This is a genomic window from Desulfocicer niacini (assembly GCF_054657595.1).
On the sequence record NZ_BAAHYK010000031.1, the window covers coordinates 1 to 15,321 of the forward strand.

The 15,321-nt window shown below is 35.8% G+C and carries 15 protein-coding genes and 1 pseudogene; 5 read left to right on the forward strand and 11 right to left on the reverse strand.

Annotated features, from left to right (window positions below):
* The first annotated feature begins 477 nt into the window (after positions 1-477).
* Both ACYQ2M_RS16405 and ACYQ2M_RS16410 read left to right on the forward strand, forming a co-directional pair.
* Positions 478-1,356, forward strand: a complete 879-nt coding sequence (locus ACYQ2M_RS16405; protein ID WP_459917447.1) for a class I SAM-dependent methyltransferase — start codon at positions 478-480, stop codon at positions 1,354-1,356.
* A gap of 3 nt (positions 1,357-1,359) precedes the next feature.
* Positions 1,360-2,355, forward strand: coding sequence for an NAD-dependent epimerase/dehydratase family protein (locus ACYQ2M_RS16410; RefSeq protein ID WP_459917448.1), 996 nt, complete (start codon positions 1,360-1,362; stop codon positions 2,353-2,355).
* Between the two features lie 112 nt (positions 2,356-2,467).
* On the opposite strand, the gene ACYQ2M_RS16415 is transcribed toward ACYQ2M_RS16410, so the two are convergent.
* The 11 genes from ACYQ2M_RS16415 to ACYQ2M_RS16465 all read right to left on the reverse strand — a co-directional run bounded on the left by ACYQ2M_RS16415 (position 2,468) and on the right by ACYQ2M_RS16465 (position 12,953).
* Positions 2,468-3,742 carry a CDP-glycerol glycerophosphotransferase family protein gene (locus ACYQ2M_RS16415; protein ID WP_459917449.1) on the reverse strand — a complete coding sequence of 425 codons (1,275 nt, stop codon included), beginning with the start codon at positions 3,740-3,742 and terminating at the stop codon, positions 2,468-2,470.
* On the reverse strand, positions 3,739-4,134 hold the full coding sequence (locus ACYQ2M_RS16420; protein WP_459917450.1) for an FAD synthase family protein: 396 nt from the start codon (positions 4,132-4,134) through the stop codon (positions 3,739-3,741). The genes ACYQ2M_RS16415 and ACYQ2M_RS16420 overlap by 4 nt, the downstream gene beginning before the upstream one ends.
* Positions 4,131-5,342, reverse strand: a complete 1,212-nt coding sequence (locus tag ACYQ2M_RS16425) for a CDP-glycerol glycerophosphotransferase family protein (RefSeq protein ID WP_459917451.1) — start codon at positions 5,340-5,342, stop codon at positions 4,131-4,133. Before ACYQ2M_RS16425 ends, ACYQ2M_RS16420 begins: the two co-directional genes overlap by 4 nt.
* 246 nt (positions 5,343-5,588) lie before the next feature.
* Positions 5,589-6,644, reverse strand: a complete 1,056-nt coding sequence (locus ACYQ2M_RS16430) for a glycosyltransferase family 2 protein (RefSeq protein ID WP_459917452.1) — start codon at positions 6,642-6,644, stop codon at positions 5,589-5,591.
* A gap of 195 nt (positions 6,645-6,839) precedes the next feature.
* The gene (locus ACYQ2M_RS16435) at positions 6,840-7,856 is read right to left on the reverse strand and encodes a sulfotransferase domain-containing protein (protein WP_459917453.1); all 1,017 of its coding nucleotides are present in this window, start codon (positions 7,854-7,856) and stop codon (positions 6,840-6,842) included.
* 35 nt (positions 7,857-7,891) lie between these two features.
* Positions 7,892-9,070 (reverse strand): ABC transporter ATP-binding protein, encoded by a 1,179-nt coding sequence (locus tag ACYQ2M_RS16440; protein WP_459917454.1) that lies wholly within the window; start codon positions 9,068-9,070, stop codon positions 7,892-7,894.
* Between the two features lie 3 nt (positions 9,071-9,073).
* A complete protein-coding gene (locus tag ACYQ2M_RS16445; protein ID WP_459917455.1) occupies positions 9,074-9,919 on the reverse strand; it encodes an ABC transporter permease in 846 nt (281 codons plus the stop codon).
* A 5-nt stretch (positions 9,920-9,924) separates the two neighbouring features.
* Positions 9,925-10,680 (reverse strand): class I SAM-dependent methyltransferase, encoded by a 756-nt coding sequence (locus ACYQ2M_RS16450; protein WP_459917456.1) that lies wholly within the window; start codon positions 10,678-10,680, stop codon positions 9,925-9,927.
* 75 nt (positions 10,681-10,755) lie between these two features.
* Positions 10,756-11,475 (reverse strand): hypothetical protein, encoded by a 720-nt coding sequence (locus ACYQ2M_RS16455; protein ID WP_459917457.1) that lies wholly within the window; start codon positions 11,473-11,475, stop codon positions 10,756-10,758.
* The gene (locus ACYQ2M_RS16460; protein ID WP_459917458.1) at positions 11,469-12,353 is read right to left on the reverse strand and encodes a putative transposase; all 885 of its coding nucleotides are present in this window, start codon (positions 12,351-12,353) and stop codon (positions 11,469-11,471) included. Before ACYQ2M_RS16460 ends, ACYQ2M_RS16455 begins: the two co-directional genes overlap by 7 nt.
* A gap of 102 nt (positions 12,354-12,455) precedes the next feature.
* Positions 12,456-12,953 carry a transposase gene (locus ACYQ2M_RS16465; RefSeq protein ID WP_459917459.1) on the reverse strand — a complete coding sequence of 166 codons (498 nt, stop codon included), beginning with the start codon at positions 12,951-12,953 and terminating at the stop codon, positions 12,456-12,458.
* A gap of 479 nt (positions 12,954-13,432) precedes the next feature.
* Here ACYQ2M_RS16465 and ACYQ2M_RS16470 point away from each other — a divergent pair, with 479 nt between their 5' ends.
* The 3 genes and pseudogenes from ACYQ2M_RS16470 to ACYQ2M_RS16480 all read left to right on the forward strand — a co-directional run bounded on the left by ACYQ2M_RS16470 (position 13,433) and on the right by ACYQ2M_RS16480 (position 15,232).
* A complete protein-coding gene (locus ACYQ2M_RS16470; protein ID WP_459917505.1) occupies positions 13,433-13,552 on the forward strand; it encodes a phage integrase N-terminal SAM-like domain-containing protein in 120 nt (39 codons plus the stop codon).
* 173 nt (positions 13,553-13,725) lie between these two features.
* Positions 13,726-14,136, forward strand: a pseudogene (locus ACYQ2M_RS16475) (tyrosine-type recombinase/integrase); the annotation flags it as partial.
* Positions 14,137-14,254: 118 nt separating this feature from the next.
* Entirely contained in the window at positions 14,255-15,232 is a 978-nt protein-coding gene (locus tag ACYQ2M_RS16480) for an IS91 family transposase (protein WP_459917460.1), read from the forward strand.
* Positions 15,233-15,321: the final 89 nt, after the last annotated feature.

Below are 15,321 nucleotides of genomic sequence, written 5' to 3' on the forward strand. Positions count from 1 at the left end.
ACTTTCCCGATGGATTCAGACAAACAGGATGAGAGGCAACCATTAAGTTATCAAAGATCGATTGTTAAATCGAGATGATGATAATCATCTCGTGATTACCGAAAAAACCTTCTCCCCGGCCCTGTCAAGGGCGATTGCAGATCGTTCATCTTGACCCTTTACAGGGCCGGGGAGAAGGGCTACCCCGAAAGTACCGAAAACGTATTGTTGTAAGAGAAGAAAATTTCAAAAAATGCGACAAGTATCTTGACAGCCACCGATCCGCTTTTGCCAAGAGTCTGGGTGGAATAGTCTTGATAGGCATTAGTGACAAAGGTGAAGTTCTTGGTGCAAAAACAACACAGGAAAGTATCCATAAATGGATCAACCAGATAAAACATGTTTTTGCCTCTTAACAAATCAGGCTTATTCAAATATTATTTGCCACGCCCATAGTTTATTGAAAATGGGGTTAAATATGTTTTTGAGAAAACAATAATGAAATACAATCATAAAAAACAATTATCATATTCGGCATGTGCGATATGTGAGTCGAACAAATACAAGAGTATCTATTCTAATAAAGCAATAACTGTTGTCCGTTGCACTAATTGTAAATTTATGTTTCAGAATCCAAGGGGCATTAATCATATTGATTTATGCCGTGATCATTCATATTATCGCTCCGAATTTCTCATTTCAGAAAAAGCACATAAAAAGATTTTTGAAGAAAAATTTAATGAATTTTTAAACCATTTAAACCCGGGAAAAATTCTTGATATTGGTTGTGCAACAGGGACTTTTCTAAACGTTGCAAAAATTAGAGGGTGGGAAGTGACAGGAATTGATGTGTCTGAATGGGCATGTAACTATCTAAAACAAAATGGATTTCAAAATATTTTTTGTACTGATATAGAAAATGTAGACTTTAAAGATGATTATTTTGATGTCATAAATATCAATCATACACTTGAACACGTGCTTGATCCTATTAAGACCTTAAAATGTATTAACAGGGTTTTAAAACCAGGAGGATTACTTTTAATTGAAGTCCCCAATGAGAAATTATTTCCTTTTAACTATAAAATTATCAATATGTTTTTGCCAACGCATATATCAAAACGTCATACTTCTCATTCCCACTTTTGTCTTTTCACTCCTAAATCCTTGAAACATGCTTTAAAATTAGCCGAATTTAACATTCAAATATTTCGTGAAGAAGGATTTTTTTCAAATAGCCGTACACAAACAAATGTTTTCAAAAAGAAAAGTTTTCTGATGCAATTTGCATTGATGTTTTGTAAACTTAAATTTGATGTGTTTTTCCAAATGAGCAGATATATAGTGGCTGTCGCACAAAAAAAGAGTCAAGGTTAAGCTATGAAAAATATTCTCATTACAGGTGGAACCGGATTTATTGGCCGATATCTTGTAAAAGAGCTTTCAGACAAGGGCTATCGTTGCAGATGCCTTGTCAGAAGGAATTCGGATATTTCAACTTTAAAAAGTTTCACGAATGATTTTTTTTATGGTGATATTACCGATGGAAATTCGCTTAAAGGGATAACAAATAATATTGACACTGTTTTTCATCTGGCAGGGTCGGGCCATGTTTCTGCTGTGTCGGACGATGCATATAAGAAATTTATACATATCAATGTGCAAGGAACGATTAATCTAATTCAAGATGCCCTTGAAAATAATGTTGATAAATTTATTCACTTTAGCAGCACTGCCGCCATGGGGCTTATTAAAAATATTCCTATAGTCGATGAGAAAACACCTTGCCGGCCATCAACCCCTTATCAAAACAGTAAATATGAAGCTGAACAAATAGTATTGAAGTATAGCAATGAGAATGGTTTGAAAGGGATTGTATTAAGACCGTGTTTGGTTTACGGGCCTGGAGGAAAAGGGGAATTTTTAAAAATTTGCAGATTGATGAAGAAAGGGTTCTTTCCAAAAGTGGGAACCGGAAAAAATTTAACCCCTTTGGTTCATGTTAGGGATGTTGTTCAAGGCGCAATTAAATCTGGAGTAGGTGGGATCGGAAATAATGTTTACCTGCTGACATCCGCTCAATCGATAGAAATGGATACATTCAGAAATTTGATTTTATCATCTTTGGAAATAAAACGACCTTATATCTATATACCCAAAACCTTTGCCAAGTATATAGCTCTTTTTTTTGAAATAACTGCAACAATAACTAAAACAACACCTTTTGTAACATATAAAAATATTGATTCAACGATAACAGACAGGGTTTTTTCAATTCAAAAAGCATTTAAAGATTTTAATTATCAACCCAAAATTAAATTTAATGATGGTATTTCAGAAACGATCAAGTGGTATTTAGAAAAAAAAGTAATTTGATACAGGTGGACTTACTATTGAAAAAAATAAAGAGTGTGCCTGCCCCCTTACTATTCAAGCAGTGAGACGGTAACCCTGCAGTCTTTTAAAAAAGGGGCATTCCCCATGTCTTTTACATTTTGTTTAAACGATCGCAAATAAGTCGCCGGTTGGCCTGGTTATCTGTGTGGTCATGCGTATAATGCCTAATTTTTTTTCGCATTTCAGCATATTCATCCTGAAAATCATTATTAATAATAGACTTAATATGTATTTCAAGTTCATCATAGGTCTGACATTTGCTTCCAGGAGTCATGGTTCCATAATCAAAATACATGTTCCGATCATGACTTAAATAATCTTCCAGATCATACGCAAAAAAAAGAACAGGCCGGTCAAGCAGCAAAAAATCAAAGAAGATTGAGGAATAGTCTGTTATTAACAGATCACACAAGGGCATGAGCGGATATACATCACAAAGGGGTGCATATTCGAGTATGTTGGAATACTGATTGATTTGGGAATGTCCATGCATGAATGGATGCAGTTTTAATAAAAACAGCAGATTATTTTTTTGTGAAAAATCGGAAATACGTGCCAGATCAATTACAGTTTTAAACGGGTCAGCCATATCTTTTCGAAACGTGGGAACATACAGACAAATTTTTTGCCCTTGGGACTTTGCAGCTGTAACGGTTTCCAATGCTTTTTTATCCACATTGATCTGGGCCAGCCTATAAGCAACACTATCAGATGGAGGCCAGCCAAATAAAATATCATTACGAGGATAACCTGTTGCGACAAATTGCCTGGCTTTAAAACATTGTTTAAATGCTCTGTCAATAAACCATTGGGATGTTGATACAACCACATCATAGACCGGGTAACGCCCTATCACCGTTTTTTGAATTTTTAATAAAGGCCTCATCCATGCAGGCATCTTGTTAAGTCGTTTTCTGTATAAATCCAACTCAATATGTTTAAGTGGTGCACCATGCCAGAGTTGAATTAATTTAGCACCCTGTGTTAAAGGATATGAACCAAAATTAAACCAGTCCATATCAGTTACTACTTTACCGCATCGAAGCAAGAGGTTGATAGAACTCCAAGATGGGTGTAAAACTGATTTACCTCCTGCATCAGCAATCCTTTTTTGTATGAAAGGATCTACTGTCAACATAACAACCCGTTCGTCTTTCCTTGCCAAGTCAGTGGCATGAACGAAAAAATATTTACTATTATCTGCAAAAGAAGTTCCTGGACGGTTTATGACCACTGTTAATTCAGGATCTCGTTTTATTAAACAGGTTAAGGTAAATCCAAACAATCTTGCCGCTGTTGCTACCAAAGTTTGACGTATGGCAATAATCCATGCGTTAATTAATTGGTGGTTAATCAGTGGTTTCATTGTATCCTTATCTTTTCAATTACAGCAGTTGTTGATATAGAAGGTGTGCGGGGTAAATATTTAACCTGACAAATATCTTTGAATTCATCGAATTTTCCAGCCCAATCATCGCCCATTACCAAAACATCCGCATTATAAGTTTTAATATAGTTACGTTTAAGCTCAAGCGATTCTTCCAAAAATACCTCATCTACGCAACGCAGAGCAGCGATGATCTCAATACGTTCTTCTTGAGGATAAAAGGGATTACGCCCTTTTTTTGTAAAATTCAATGCATCAGTAGAAACACCTGCAATTAAATAATCGCCAAAGTTGCTGGCGCGCTTCAATATGCGTAAATGGCCGACGTGAAAAACATCAAATGTACCAAAGGTTATAACTCTTTTTTTCATATAAATAACAACCTATATATTTCTTCTTTATAACGTTCAGCTGCACAACCTGGATAACTTCGGATTGCTAAGCTAAGTTCATAAATTTCTTTTTTGTTACTTTCGTTTATGGCAATTTGTATTATGTTATCAAGTTTATTAGGGCATTCTAATATATGTGTTAAATTTTTTAACTGATAAAATACTGAATTTTTAACATAGGATTCACTATTAACCGGGACTAATATAACAGGTTTATTTAACAGAACATGATACAAACATAAAGAAGACTGATCTGAAATAGCAATATCACTAGCAACAACATACTCGTCCCATGCCAACTCGCTGGCTGGTCGAATTCCTTGAGATTGATATTTATTTAATATATCTTTTCTTTTTCTTCCTTTTATATCACCAAACTCATCATGTCGCGGATGCAACGAAAAAATAAATTTATATTTGTCTGAAATTTTGATTGCTTCATAAAGTAAATTCTCACCTATCGTTTGAAACAATGATGTCTGTCCCCATGTTGATATAATATGTATTATTATATCTTCTTTTGTGTAGCCAAGTTTTTTTCTAATAAAATCCCTTTGTTTTTTTTGCAACTTTTCAACCAAATCAGCTCTCAAGAAGCCAGTAACCGCAACCCGATATAGAAGTTCTTTAGTTGAAGAAATGGCGTGTTCTTTTTCGAAGGAACTGGCAGCAAACATTTTATCGTAAAAAGGTTTAGAGTATGGTCGAATTACTCTACTTTTTCCATAAACACCGTCTTCTCCCATCATATTATTTATTTTTCCAGTACAAATTCCATGATTAATAAAAACTTTTTTAATAAATGGTGCAAACCAAATGCCAAAGCCCCATGGATGATTAACATAAATTATTAAATCCCAATAACATAAAAGGGCATGTAAGATATTTATATATTTCACATTAATTATGGCTGACAAATCTTTTTTTGAAAAATGTTTACTAAATAATTGATCGTCCGTAACAAAAAAAATAAGCTTTGAATCATTTTTAAATAAATCCCAAATAAGCTTTATATGATCTGCTGCTATTTTATTTTGTGCAATTAATAAAATTTTTTTATTCCCGTCCTTATTGGAAAATAATATTTCTTTTATTAATTTCTGAAATATTACAAATACCCACGGAACCGGGGCTAAAATCGGAATTAAGTAATTGCCTACTATCTTAATGAATCGCCAAATAAGCATCGCAAATAGTTCTTTGTATTTAGAGCGTGTCTCAGAAATAAGATATTTATAATATTAAGCAATTATATTTTTTTATGGTGTCTAATTTCCGGCTAATTTTTCAAAAAAAGTTTGATATCTGACCTAACACCCTGAAATATTTGATTTGAGTTCTGCGACACGCTCTATTTAGTTAAATTCAAGTTCTTTTATATGGTTTTTAATATTTCAGTCAATCCTAAAGTTATATTATCTCATCAAGAATCTTTATATCAATTTCTGACCTATGTTGCTTAGGGACCATTTTATTTCAAGATAAAACCTTGAAATAAAATATCGAATTGCCAAGATAAAGTAATTTGTATTAGATAGAGTCTTAATATCACGGTATTTTTCACAAAAGTTGGTAAAGTCCTTTTCCCATTGATCGTTTTTTTCTGATAGCACATCTATTCTCACTCTTCTTGCAAAAATTGTTGTCTGATTTTTTAAAAACATTCTGGAAGGCCATTTATTTAATTCTTTTCTCAATAAGGTATATGAACTATCATTCATAAATTTTATAAATAGCTGAAGTCTATCCAAGTATCGCGTTTGTATCCACTTTTCCTTACGGTTGAAACTTGTAGTTGATTTATTATGAACGCGGAAATGAACCAGTGTCTCAGGAATCATTAGCATCTGCCTATTCACCCCTAAACGCAGCCAATACTCAAGATCGCATATATGTTGGAAAGTAGAATCGAACATACCAAATTGGTTAAAAATATCTCTGTGTATTATAAAGGAAGAAGGTTCTCCAAAAATATTTTGTCCTGGGTACCTTGTAATAATTTTGATTGTATCTATAGGTTTGATATGAATTTTTTTTGGATAAATATCCCATATAAATTTTTTTTGATTTAAATCAAGCTCAAATTTACTGCGCAAAATGTTTTCAAAAATAAAATCTCTTTTACAAAATATTATTTTTTCTTTACCTGATGATTTTTCCATACAATGAATCATTTTTTCGAGACAATTGGGTTCAAGTAAATCATCTTGAAAAATAAACTTGATCCATTTTCCATGTGAGTTTTTTATACACTCATTCCAATTGCCTACTAAGCCTAAACGATTGTTGTTTTTTAAAAACACAATTCTTGAATCAATGCGTTCAAATTCTGAAATGATTATAACACTTTCGTCATTCGACCCATCATCAATTATTAGAAGTTCAAACTCTGAGAAACTCTGAGCTAACGCACTCTGGATGGTTTCTTTTAAATATTGTGCACCATTATATACCGGGATGCAAATTGAAACGAAAGGGCTTTTATACATATATTTTCTCTTGAAAATCATTTGTAACAAGGTAATGGATATATAATTTTATATCTTATGAATCGTGATTTTGTTTTATAAGGCCAAAACACTGAACTCGTATGGTTGCGGCTTTTTTTCAACGTCATTAAAGTATAAGTAGTATTTTTTCTTTTTATACTACGAGAAAAATATTTCTATCGTTCAAGAAAACGATCAATATTCACAATTACCAAAAGAAGTATCATTCTTTAGTGCCCGGACTGTTTTAATAACGGGGCCTGTAATTGGATGGGATAAAAGTCGTTTAGTCCTTTGAATTAATGCAATTTTCTGAAACTCTTTTTGAACATACAATGGCTGAATTAAAGCTTTTTCCCATCCTCTTTTATCCGTTCTGAAAGGCCAACTTTTTTTTTCAATAATACTCAGATCACCATTTTTTATATTGCTGTACACATCTAAAGCAGCATGGTTTATATAATTGAACTCCATTTTCTTTTCATGTCTCAGAGTCGCTTTTATATGTTTTTTTGCTTGATTGAAATTAAAATTGATTTCGACATTATTGGTTTGTAAAAAAGAGATAACAGACTGAACCGTTTCGGCTGTATTATTAATTAAATCATCATAATCAATAACCTTTGAAGGACAATCGGTTGCATTTTTAAAGGCTGCTTTAGTATATGTTAACCACATGTCCATTGATATATTAGGTATGATCTTATCACGCTTATATAGAGAATCTGCTACATTTGACGGATTTCTTATCATTATAATAACAGGTGCCTTGGATTTAAGAAATTTTTTCCAGATTGAAAATGTAAGAGACAGTCTTGGGTCTTTAATAGTTATTGGCGATCCATACGATTGTTTGAAAAGTTTAATATTGTTGATAAACTTATCGATTTTTTTATAGATATTTGCAGATAAGTTTTCTTTTATATATGGAACCCATGCACCAAAAAGCCAACCAAATCCATCAAGAGTATTAAGGTCTTCAAAATAATTCAAGGTTTTCAACTCCGGAAATAATCCAAGGAAATTTTCACATAAAATTGCTTCATTACATTCAACAAAATCTTCTCGCTCGAAATAACCAAGTTCATTATACTGAGTTGATGATAATAATTCTTCATCCTTTCCTGATGAACATCCTAGTTGGTTTAACACACCTGTCATAGCTGATGTGCCACTTCGATGCATACCCAAAACAAAAATTAAATTTTTCATATCTTTATTTTTTAAACTTTAATTGTTTTTTTAGTTCATACAGTTTTTACAAACCAATTATGCTCTGGCATAAAAACACCTTGAGTGTCTTCATTCCCCACAACTGTAAAAGCAGTTATGTTTTCACACAGTGATAATAAGCCCGTTTTATCATCATTCCATAGAGCCACAGTAATTTTATATCTTCCAGGCATAATAGAACATTTATTCAATTTTAATTTGATCTCAAATTTACCTTTATCAAATGTATATAAATCATCTTCTTTTGATAAAATACCGCAACAATGAACACCGTCTATTCTGTGAATAGCTACATTATAAAACAAAGAGATTTTTTTGTTGACTTTAATGATTATAAGAATTTTAATATCATTAAATTGTTCTACTGAATTTTTTACATTTACATGTTTAATTTCAACAATATCACTATTATAGCAGTCACTCTTTTTATCATCATGACTAATTTGGGTCCTAAACATTTTAATCGCTTGTTCAGTATTTCCCAAGTAAAGTTGCTCACCATTATTTATAAATAAGGATCTATTGCATATTCTTGAAATATTTCTCATATCATGGGAGACCAAAATGATGGCAGTCTTTTTTTTGATTTCACTTAAATGTTGAAAACATTTTGCCACAAAAGCCATATCACCCACTGCCAAAACTTCGTCAAGAATTAATACATCGGGTATAACATGGGCTGCGACAGCAAAGCCGAGCCTCACATACATACCGCTGGAATAATGTTTAACTGGCATGTCTATTGTGTCTGCCAGTTCTGCAAATTCAACTATGCTGTCAAAATTTTTATCAATTTTTTTCTTACTCATTCCCAGTATTGAGCCATTGATATAGATATTCTCTCGTCCGGATAGCATAGGATGAAAGCCGGAACCGATCTCAACTAGGGATCCCACTTTTCCTTTCGTAGTGATCTTGCCTTTATCTGGTAAAATGATACCATTTATCATTTTTAGTAAAGTGCTTTTCCCTGCGCCATTAGGTCCTATAATACCCAGACATTCCCCTCTTCTAACTTCAAACGAGATGTTTTTTAGACTCCAGAATTCATTTTTCCTTAATTTATCTCTGCTTGAGTTTATACCTAAAATATCTTTTGAAATGTCTTGCACCCCATACAACATGGACCGATTTAATGAACGACAAAATTTCTTGCTTACATTTTCAACTTTTATTAATGCGTTATTTTCCATTGATTATGCTCTTTCAGCTATTCTTGGCATTGTTATATGAAAGATACGCCACCCCATCATGAAAAGAATCATCGCTCCTATCATCACTAAACTCATTATATACGGATAGGATAGTGGGACACCTGATAAGAATTCCTGTGTGCTTATCAATAATGGGCTAAACGGATTGACCCAGTTAATCAATGACAATGGCTCTTGCATAGGGGGAGGGTACAATATGGGAGATAGAAAAATGCCAAAGGTCAGCATAATACTGACCGCATTGCTCACATCCCTAAGGGCAAGGTTAATTATTGACAGAATAAAACCCACGCCTATGGCCATCATTATGATGAAAAATAAAAGGCATGGTATAAATATAATATGCCATGAAGGTACAAAACCATACCAGAATATTACTATTGTAACAGGAAGCAAGCGAATCAAAAAATCGAATATGGCCTGCCCAATTGAGGCCACTACCAAAGACTCTTTTGGGAAATTTGCTTTTGTAACCAGAGAGCCGGCATTAACCAGACTATTAGTACACCCCGTCAGGCAGGTTGAAAATAATTGCCAAACTGAAATACTCCATAACGCATGAACAATATACGGTAGTTGCGTCTGCCCTATATCCAAAACCCTGTGCTGAGATAAATAAGTAAAAATAGCAACCGTGACTATTTGAGGCAATATCGCCCATACATAACCAAAAACAGATTGCCGGTAGCGAACCGATATGTCTCTAATCATTAATCTCCATATCAATTCTCTGCTCCCCCATAATTCACTGAACATGGTCAACCAGACTGAGATTCCTTTAGTTTTCATTATATCGGGAGAGTTGATTGTGATTTTTTTTTTGAGCATATGTTTTATATAGCCTTACACTTAATCCTTTCAAAGCCGCTGTGTGAAAGGACATAAAGAGTGTTTGGTACCATTTCTTTATCGGTTACTGTGGACAAAAATCGGTTCCATGAAATTGCACCACCTTCAACTAAGCTTTTATCATAGTTTCCTTTAGAAAAAATTGCCCATGTTTGACGAGGGTGCAACCAATCAATGATCTGAAAATCAAGCCCAAATTCAGATGCCAGTTCCCTCCTTGTTTCCTGCTTATATTTAGCATATTCTGAGTAAATCCAACCACTTCCAACATAGTCCTCATTATCAATCAAGAAAGTCGCCAACAAAACCCCTTTGGTTGTTAGGTGAAATGAAATATCAGACAACCACTTTTTTATTAAGTCCTTTCCTGTATGACTAAAAAAGGATTGAGCTATAGCAAAGTCGATATTTAACGTTTTGTCAAACTTATCCAACGAATTTTTAAATAAAAAAATGGGCTTCTTAATCGTTACCACATCTTGATCAATTTCATTCATGACCCAATCGTCCACTAACCACTTGTTTGGCTCCACTCCAAAATAGTTGCCAGCATTTAAATATGGAATTAAGAGCCTCCCGACTCTAAGAGAACCACACCCAACATCCAAAATTCGATTATGTTGACGAAGGCCTATACAGGTAAGAAGATTAAAAACCATAGCAGAAATTAAGTCATAATCTTGAGGAGGGCCTACATAGGCACGATAGTGTTCATCACCAGGTTTAAACTTTAATCCCAATTCAGATAACCTTCTTTTTTTTTAGAAAAAATCTTAAACATCAGAGCTCGGCACATGAGGGTACTTTTTCTCATGTCAATTTGTGCATGAACTCTTTTTGAGACTATGTTTGGGATACTTTGAAATATAAAATGCTAATTTCAAATTTAAATCACCTACCATTCGAATATCCATTTTATTTAATTTTTGACATAATTTAATCGCAGCTTCTCTATGGATATTGTTTTCAATCCATTCTAAAACAACAAACAAGGTTTTTCCGTGTAGTTTTATGTTGCCGGGACTGGAGGTTATCCTGTCCAGTACCTGTTTGACATCACGCTTATCGTTGTAACAATCTCTAAAAATCTCAACCAACCTTTCACGCGAGTTGTATGCCAAAAACTGCATTGCATCATAGATCTTTTTCTTTTCCAAATCACAACGATTCATTGGTTTGCCATTCAAAATGTCAAGAATGGATACCTTGTCCGGAAGTTCAGTGAGTTTTTTCTCAAAACCGGCTATATCTTTGTGATATTCCTTTATTTGGGCAAGATAAACAGATATCTTTTTTTGTCGTCCGATATCCTTACGTTTGCTCTCTTTTGCTTCCAATATCAAAATTTCATTTTCATACCCTGCAATCTCTTTTTTCAACTGACGAAGTGCCTGCTTGATCAAGGGAATATCCGGATTGTCTACAAGAGGTTGATCTTCAAGCTCTTTGAGATCATATCCAGGATGATAATTTAGATTGAAGCGGGCCATCAATTCTTTAAAGTTATTTTCCGATTTTCCCCACCGATTCAGCATGTAGAAGGCAATGTCATGGGAAGGTTTCTATTATTGGTATAGACGGCAATTCTTTTTCCAGTATCAACATTTTTCAGGACGATCATTCTCAAATCGATGACCGCAGGTTCAGAACGCCCTTCTTTTTTTGCCGTTTGCACAGATTCTTTCACGGTTCTGCTTTGCTCAGCCACTTCATAATTATGACCGCAGAATGATAACCCAACTGTAAAGTCGGTGTCTGTAATACTGTTTAATGCCTTGTCTCCAACGTATTTTGCCCATGAAATAAAATCAGCATCTTTATCCAATTGTGTAAAAAAATGAATGCCATACCCACCTCTATCAAATACCAATATAGGGCGATCTATACCGTATTCCTTCAATTTCTTTACACTTCTTGAGATGATAGGTCTGAAATCTATCTCATTGGATTCAGTAATAAAAAATAATGGTCGTCCCTGAAGATCCGTAATTGTGTAAAGCTCATTACTTTTCATTGCCAGTCTTCTAACGGTATAATACCCTTTGGCGATGACTTTCAGACCGTAGTAGGGCAAAAAATGTCCGTCAATAAAGAAAACTTCCCGATCAATAAAATTTTGTTCCAACAAAACTTGCGCAAAGTTGTCTATCAACGCATCACTTTGATAAAGTTTTCCAATCTCTGCAAGTTGCCTTCTGATCGTTTTTTTATCAGGCCCTCTGTTGTGTCCGATAAGCAAGCCCATATCACTAGGATTGATCAATTTGAGCCCTTCAATAGAAGGAATCCCCAAATTGATACTATGAAAAATCGTGCTCAAAATGTCCTGTCTCTGATAAATATTGTCCGAGCTTACAGGATAAACCGAAGTGATTTCGTCGAAATCAATTTCATTTAAGAAACAGTGATGCATCAATTGCCCAGCAAAATTATAATGTTCTCCGCAGATTAGGCGGTCAGTAAGGTTTTTTTGAGAGTAATTCTCAGTTTCAATCGGACCTTCTGTAGAACACCGTTAGACAGCTTCTTTTATTTCCTGATCCCAGATCATATCTAATTCGAGTTGCTTCTTTTCAAAATCAACTTTGTCCAGGGCATCGGCAAAATACGCATCTTCCAATAATTCTGACCTGTTTTTCTTTCGATTCCGCCAGTTTTGATTTTCCTTTTCAGACCTTATTCTGGCAACTGCACTGCGGGAAACTTCCATTGACAATTCTTTTGAGGCTACATCCGCAATTTTCTGGTCTATCCAGTCCGGATGTGATCTTATCATTTTTTTGATGTGAGAGCGAATTTTCCCAATGTACTTAAAAGGGCCATTTGGCCCACGATTGTCTTCAAAAACGGCTTCGATACCAAGAAGTCTTTTTACCCGTAATATTTTGAATACGGTGTTGCGGTGAAAATCACAGATTATTCCGGCTTCTTTCTGATTACAATGAGCTTGCTCAACAAGATCGATTACTGCCATTTTCCGTTCATTAATTTTATCCACATTAAAATAGGCCACGGGGACATAATCCACAAATACCTTCCGGAAGGTTCTCCTTCTGACGTCGGTCTCTGTATATATCCCCAATCGACCAATTTTATTTATCCTCTTTGCTATCATTAATTTGCATTATAACAGTAAAGTTTTAATTATAAATATTTTTTTAAAAAATTATCCTATAAATTCAAATATTTAATTTTTTAAATTGTTGAAATGTACACGAAATTCTGAGAAGTATATCATTTGAAATTACAACACCTTAGATTTCATGTGCCGAACTCTGAACATATATTCAAGTAAACCGCTGCGCGGCAGATTCGTCAAGACTTTCGCCCCATGATGTTTCCCAACATATCCGCCTTTTCCTTTTAAAATTTTATAAAAACAGACACTTCTTGTAATTTTAAGGGGTAGTTCCTTTTAACCCCAATATAAGGAGAAGTGTCATGATGAAAGATTATTAAGAAAAATCCATGAGAGCCCTCAAGCTTGCCGGTATGAGTGAGAGAACTCAACAATGTTACCCCCGCTCAGTTCGTCAGATGGTAGACTTTTACAACAAAACGCCAGATCTCATCACAGAAGTTGAGCTGGAAGATTATTTTTTTCACAGGTAAAACGAGGATCAGTGGTCTGCCGCCACCATGCGCATTGCTTATTGCGGTATCAGATTCTTTTTTCAAAATGTGCTCAAGCGAGAATGGCATGTTTTCACCTACATGAATGCCAAAAGGGAAAAAAGCTTCCCTGTGTTTTGAGTCAGAAAGAGGTCTTCGATATACTGAGTTTCGTGACCACCTTTCACAACTACGCCTTTCTTTCCACTGTGTATTCCTGCGGGTTCAGGCTTTCCGAAGGCCTTGCGCTGCAGGTATCGGACATCGACAAAGATCGCATGATGATCCATGTGCAAAGAGGGAAAGGGGCAAAAGACAGGTTCGTCCCTCTTCCACAAAACACCCTTTATCTGCTGCGACATTATTGGGTCACCCACAAAAACCCCAAGCTGATATTTCCAGCCATGGGCAGAGGGGGAAGTCAAGCCCCCGTTTCGGAAACTCCAATGTCTATTGAGGGCGTACAAGGTGCTTTTCTTCAGGCAAAAATTGCCGCTGGTATCACCAAGCGGCGTGTCTCCATCCACACTCTGCGGCACTCATAAGCTACACATCTGCTGGAAGCTGGTACCAACCCCAGGCTTATTCAACGCTACATGGGGCACAGCCAGCTGGAAACCACCATGGTCTATTTCCATTTCACCAACAAAGGCACTGAAGATGCCTATGAAATCATAGACAAGACTATGAAAGGATTTGACCGTGTACTCAATTAATGAAATCTTTCGAACCTTTGGGCCGGAGCATATGGCTTCCTTTGGAACGTTCATGCCCAATGACCACAAAAAGGTTATTAAAGCCATCATGGAGTGTCGCACAGAAGCTTGCGGCTTGGTTGTTTATGAATGCACCAAGTGCCATGTTCAGCACATTTCATTCAGATCCTGCGGTAACCGCCATAGCCCGGCATGTCAAAACCATAAAATCAAACAATGGGTGGAAGGGCAGATGAATCGACAATTGCCGGGTCACCACTTTATGATGACCTTCACGGTACTCGAACAATTGCGACGATTCATCCGCAGCAACCAGCAAGCCGCATATACAGCCCTGTTCGCGGCATCTTCACAGACCCTGAAAACACTCACGCCCGATCCCAAATATATCGGAGGTGATCTCACCGGTTTCTTTGGAGTGCTTCACGCCTGGGGCCGCCAGTTGCAGTACCACCCTCATATCCATTACATTGTTGCTGGTGGCGCAATTTTAAAGGAGGATGGCAGTTGGCATCCTTCCAGAATTGATTTTTATCTGCCGGTGAGGGCCATGTCAAAGATATTCCGGGCAAAATTCTGCGAAGAGATGAAAAAAGCTGGCCTGTTGTCCCGGATACCTGTAAGTGCCTGGAAGATTGCCTGGAATGTGAATTGTCAAGCCGTGGGTAACAGCGAAACTAGCATCAAATACCTGGCGCCCTATGTTTTCAAGGTGGCCATCTCCGACCATCGTATTGTCAAAGTTGAGGGTCGGGATGTTTTTTTCAAGTACAAAAAAACAGGCAGTGAGCGCTGGCGCATCATGAAACTTGAGGCTATGGAATTCCTCAGACGTTTTCTTCAACATGTGCTGCCCACAGGTTTTATGAAGTTGAGGTATTATGGCTTTTTGAGCCCTTCATCTTCAGTTGATCTGGATCACATTCGACAACTCATGAAATCTGCCTATGGGATAAAGGCATAAGAATTATCCTCTGGGACTGAGACGGTGTTACCAACGCTTATTTGCCCGGACTGTGGGGGGGGAACTAAAATATTCCCATTCGGTGCTGC

What these genes read in the sequence shown, in the direction of transcription:
- ACYQ2M_RS16440 (WP_459917454.1), bottom strand. Translation starts at nt 9,070, where the DNA reads ATGGAAAATAACGCATTAATAAAAGTTGAAAATGTAAGCAAGAAATTT.
- ACYQ2M_RS16455 (WP_459917457.1), bottom strand. Translation starts at nt 11,475, where the DNA reads ATGCTGAATCGGTGGGGAAAATCGGAAAATAACTTTAAAGAATTGATG.
- ACYQ2M_RS16405 (WP_459917447.1), top strand. Translation starts at nt 478, where the DNA reads ATGAAATACAATCATAAAAAACAATTATCATATTCGGCATGTGCGATA.
- ACYQ2M_RS16410 (WP_459917448.1), top strand. Translation starts at nt 1,360, where the DNA reads ATGAAAAATATTCTCATTACAGGTGGAACCGGATTTATTGGCCGATAT.
- ACYQ2M_RS16425 (WP_459917451.1), bottom strand. Translation starts at nt 5,342, where the DNA reads ATGCTTATTTGGCGATTCATTAAGATAGTAGGCAATTACTTAATTCCG.
- ACYQ2M_RS16420 (WP_459917450.1), bottom strand. Translation starts at nt 4,134, where the DNA reads ATGAAAAAAAGAGTTATAACCTTTGGTACATTTGATGTTTTTCACGTC.
- ACYQ2M_RS16430 (WP_459917452.1), bottom strand. Translation starts at nt 6,644, where the DNA reads ATGTATAAAAGCCCTTTCGTTTCAATTTGCATCCCGGTATATAATGGT.
- ACYQ2M_RS16415 (WP_459917449.1), bottom strand. Translation starts at nt 3,742, where the DNA reads ATGAAACCACTGATTAACCACCAATTAATTAACGCATGGATTATTGCC.
- ACYQ2M_RS16435 (WP_459917453.1), bottom strand. Translation starts at nt 7,856, where the DNA reads ATGAAAAATTTAATTTTTGTTTTGGGTATGCATCGAAGTGGCACATCA.
- ACYQ2M_RS16470 (WP_459917505.1), top strand. Translation starts at nt 13,433, where the DNA reads ATGAGTGAGAGAACTCAACAATGTTACCCCCGCTCAGTTCGTCAGATG.
- ACYQ2M_RS16445 (WP_459917455.1), bottom strand. Translation starts at nt 9,919, where the DNA reads ATGCTCAAAAAAAAAATCACAATCAACTCTCCCGATATAATGAAAACT.
- ACYQ2M_RS16460 (WP_459917458.1), bottom strand. Translation starts at nt 12,353, where the DNA reads ATGCATCACTGTTTCTTAAATGAAATTGATTTCGACGAAATCACTTCG.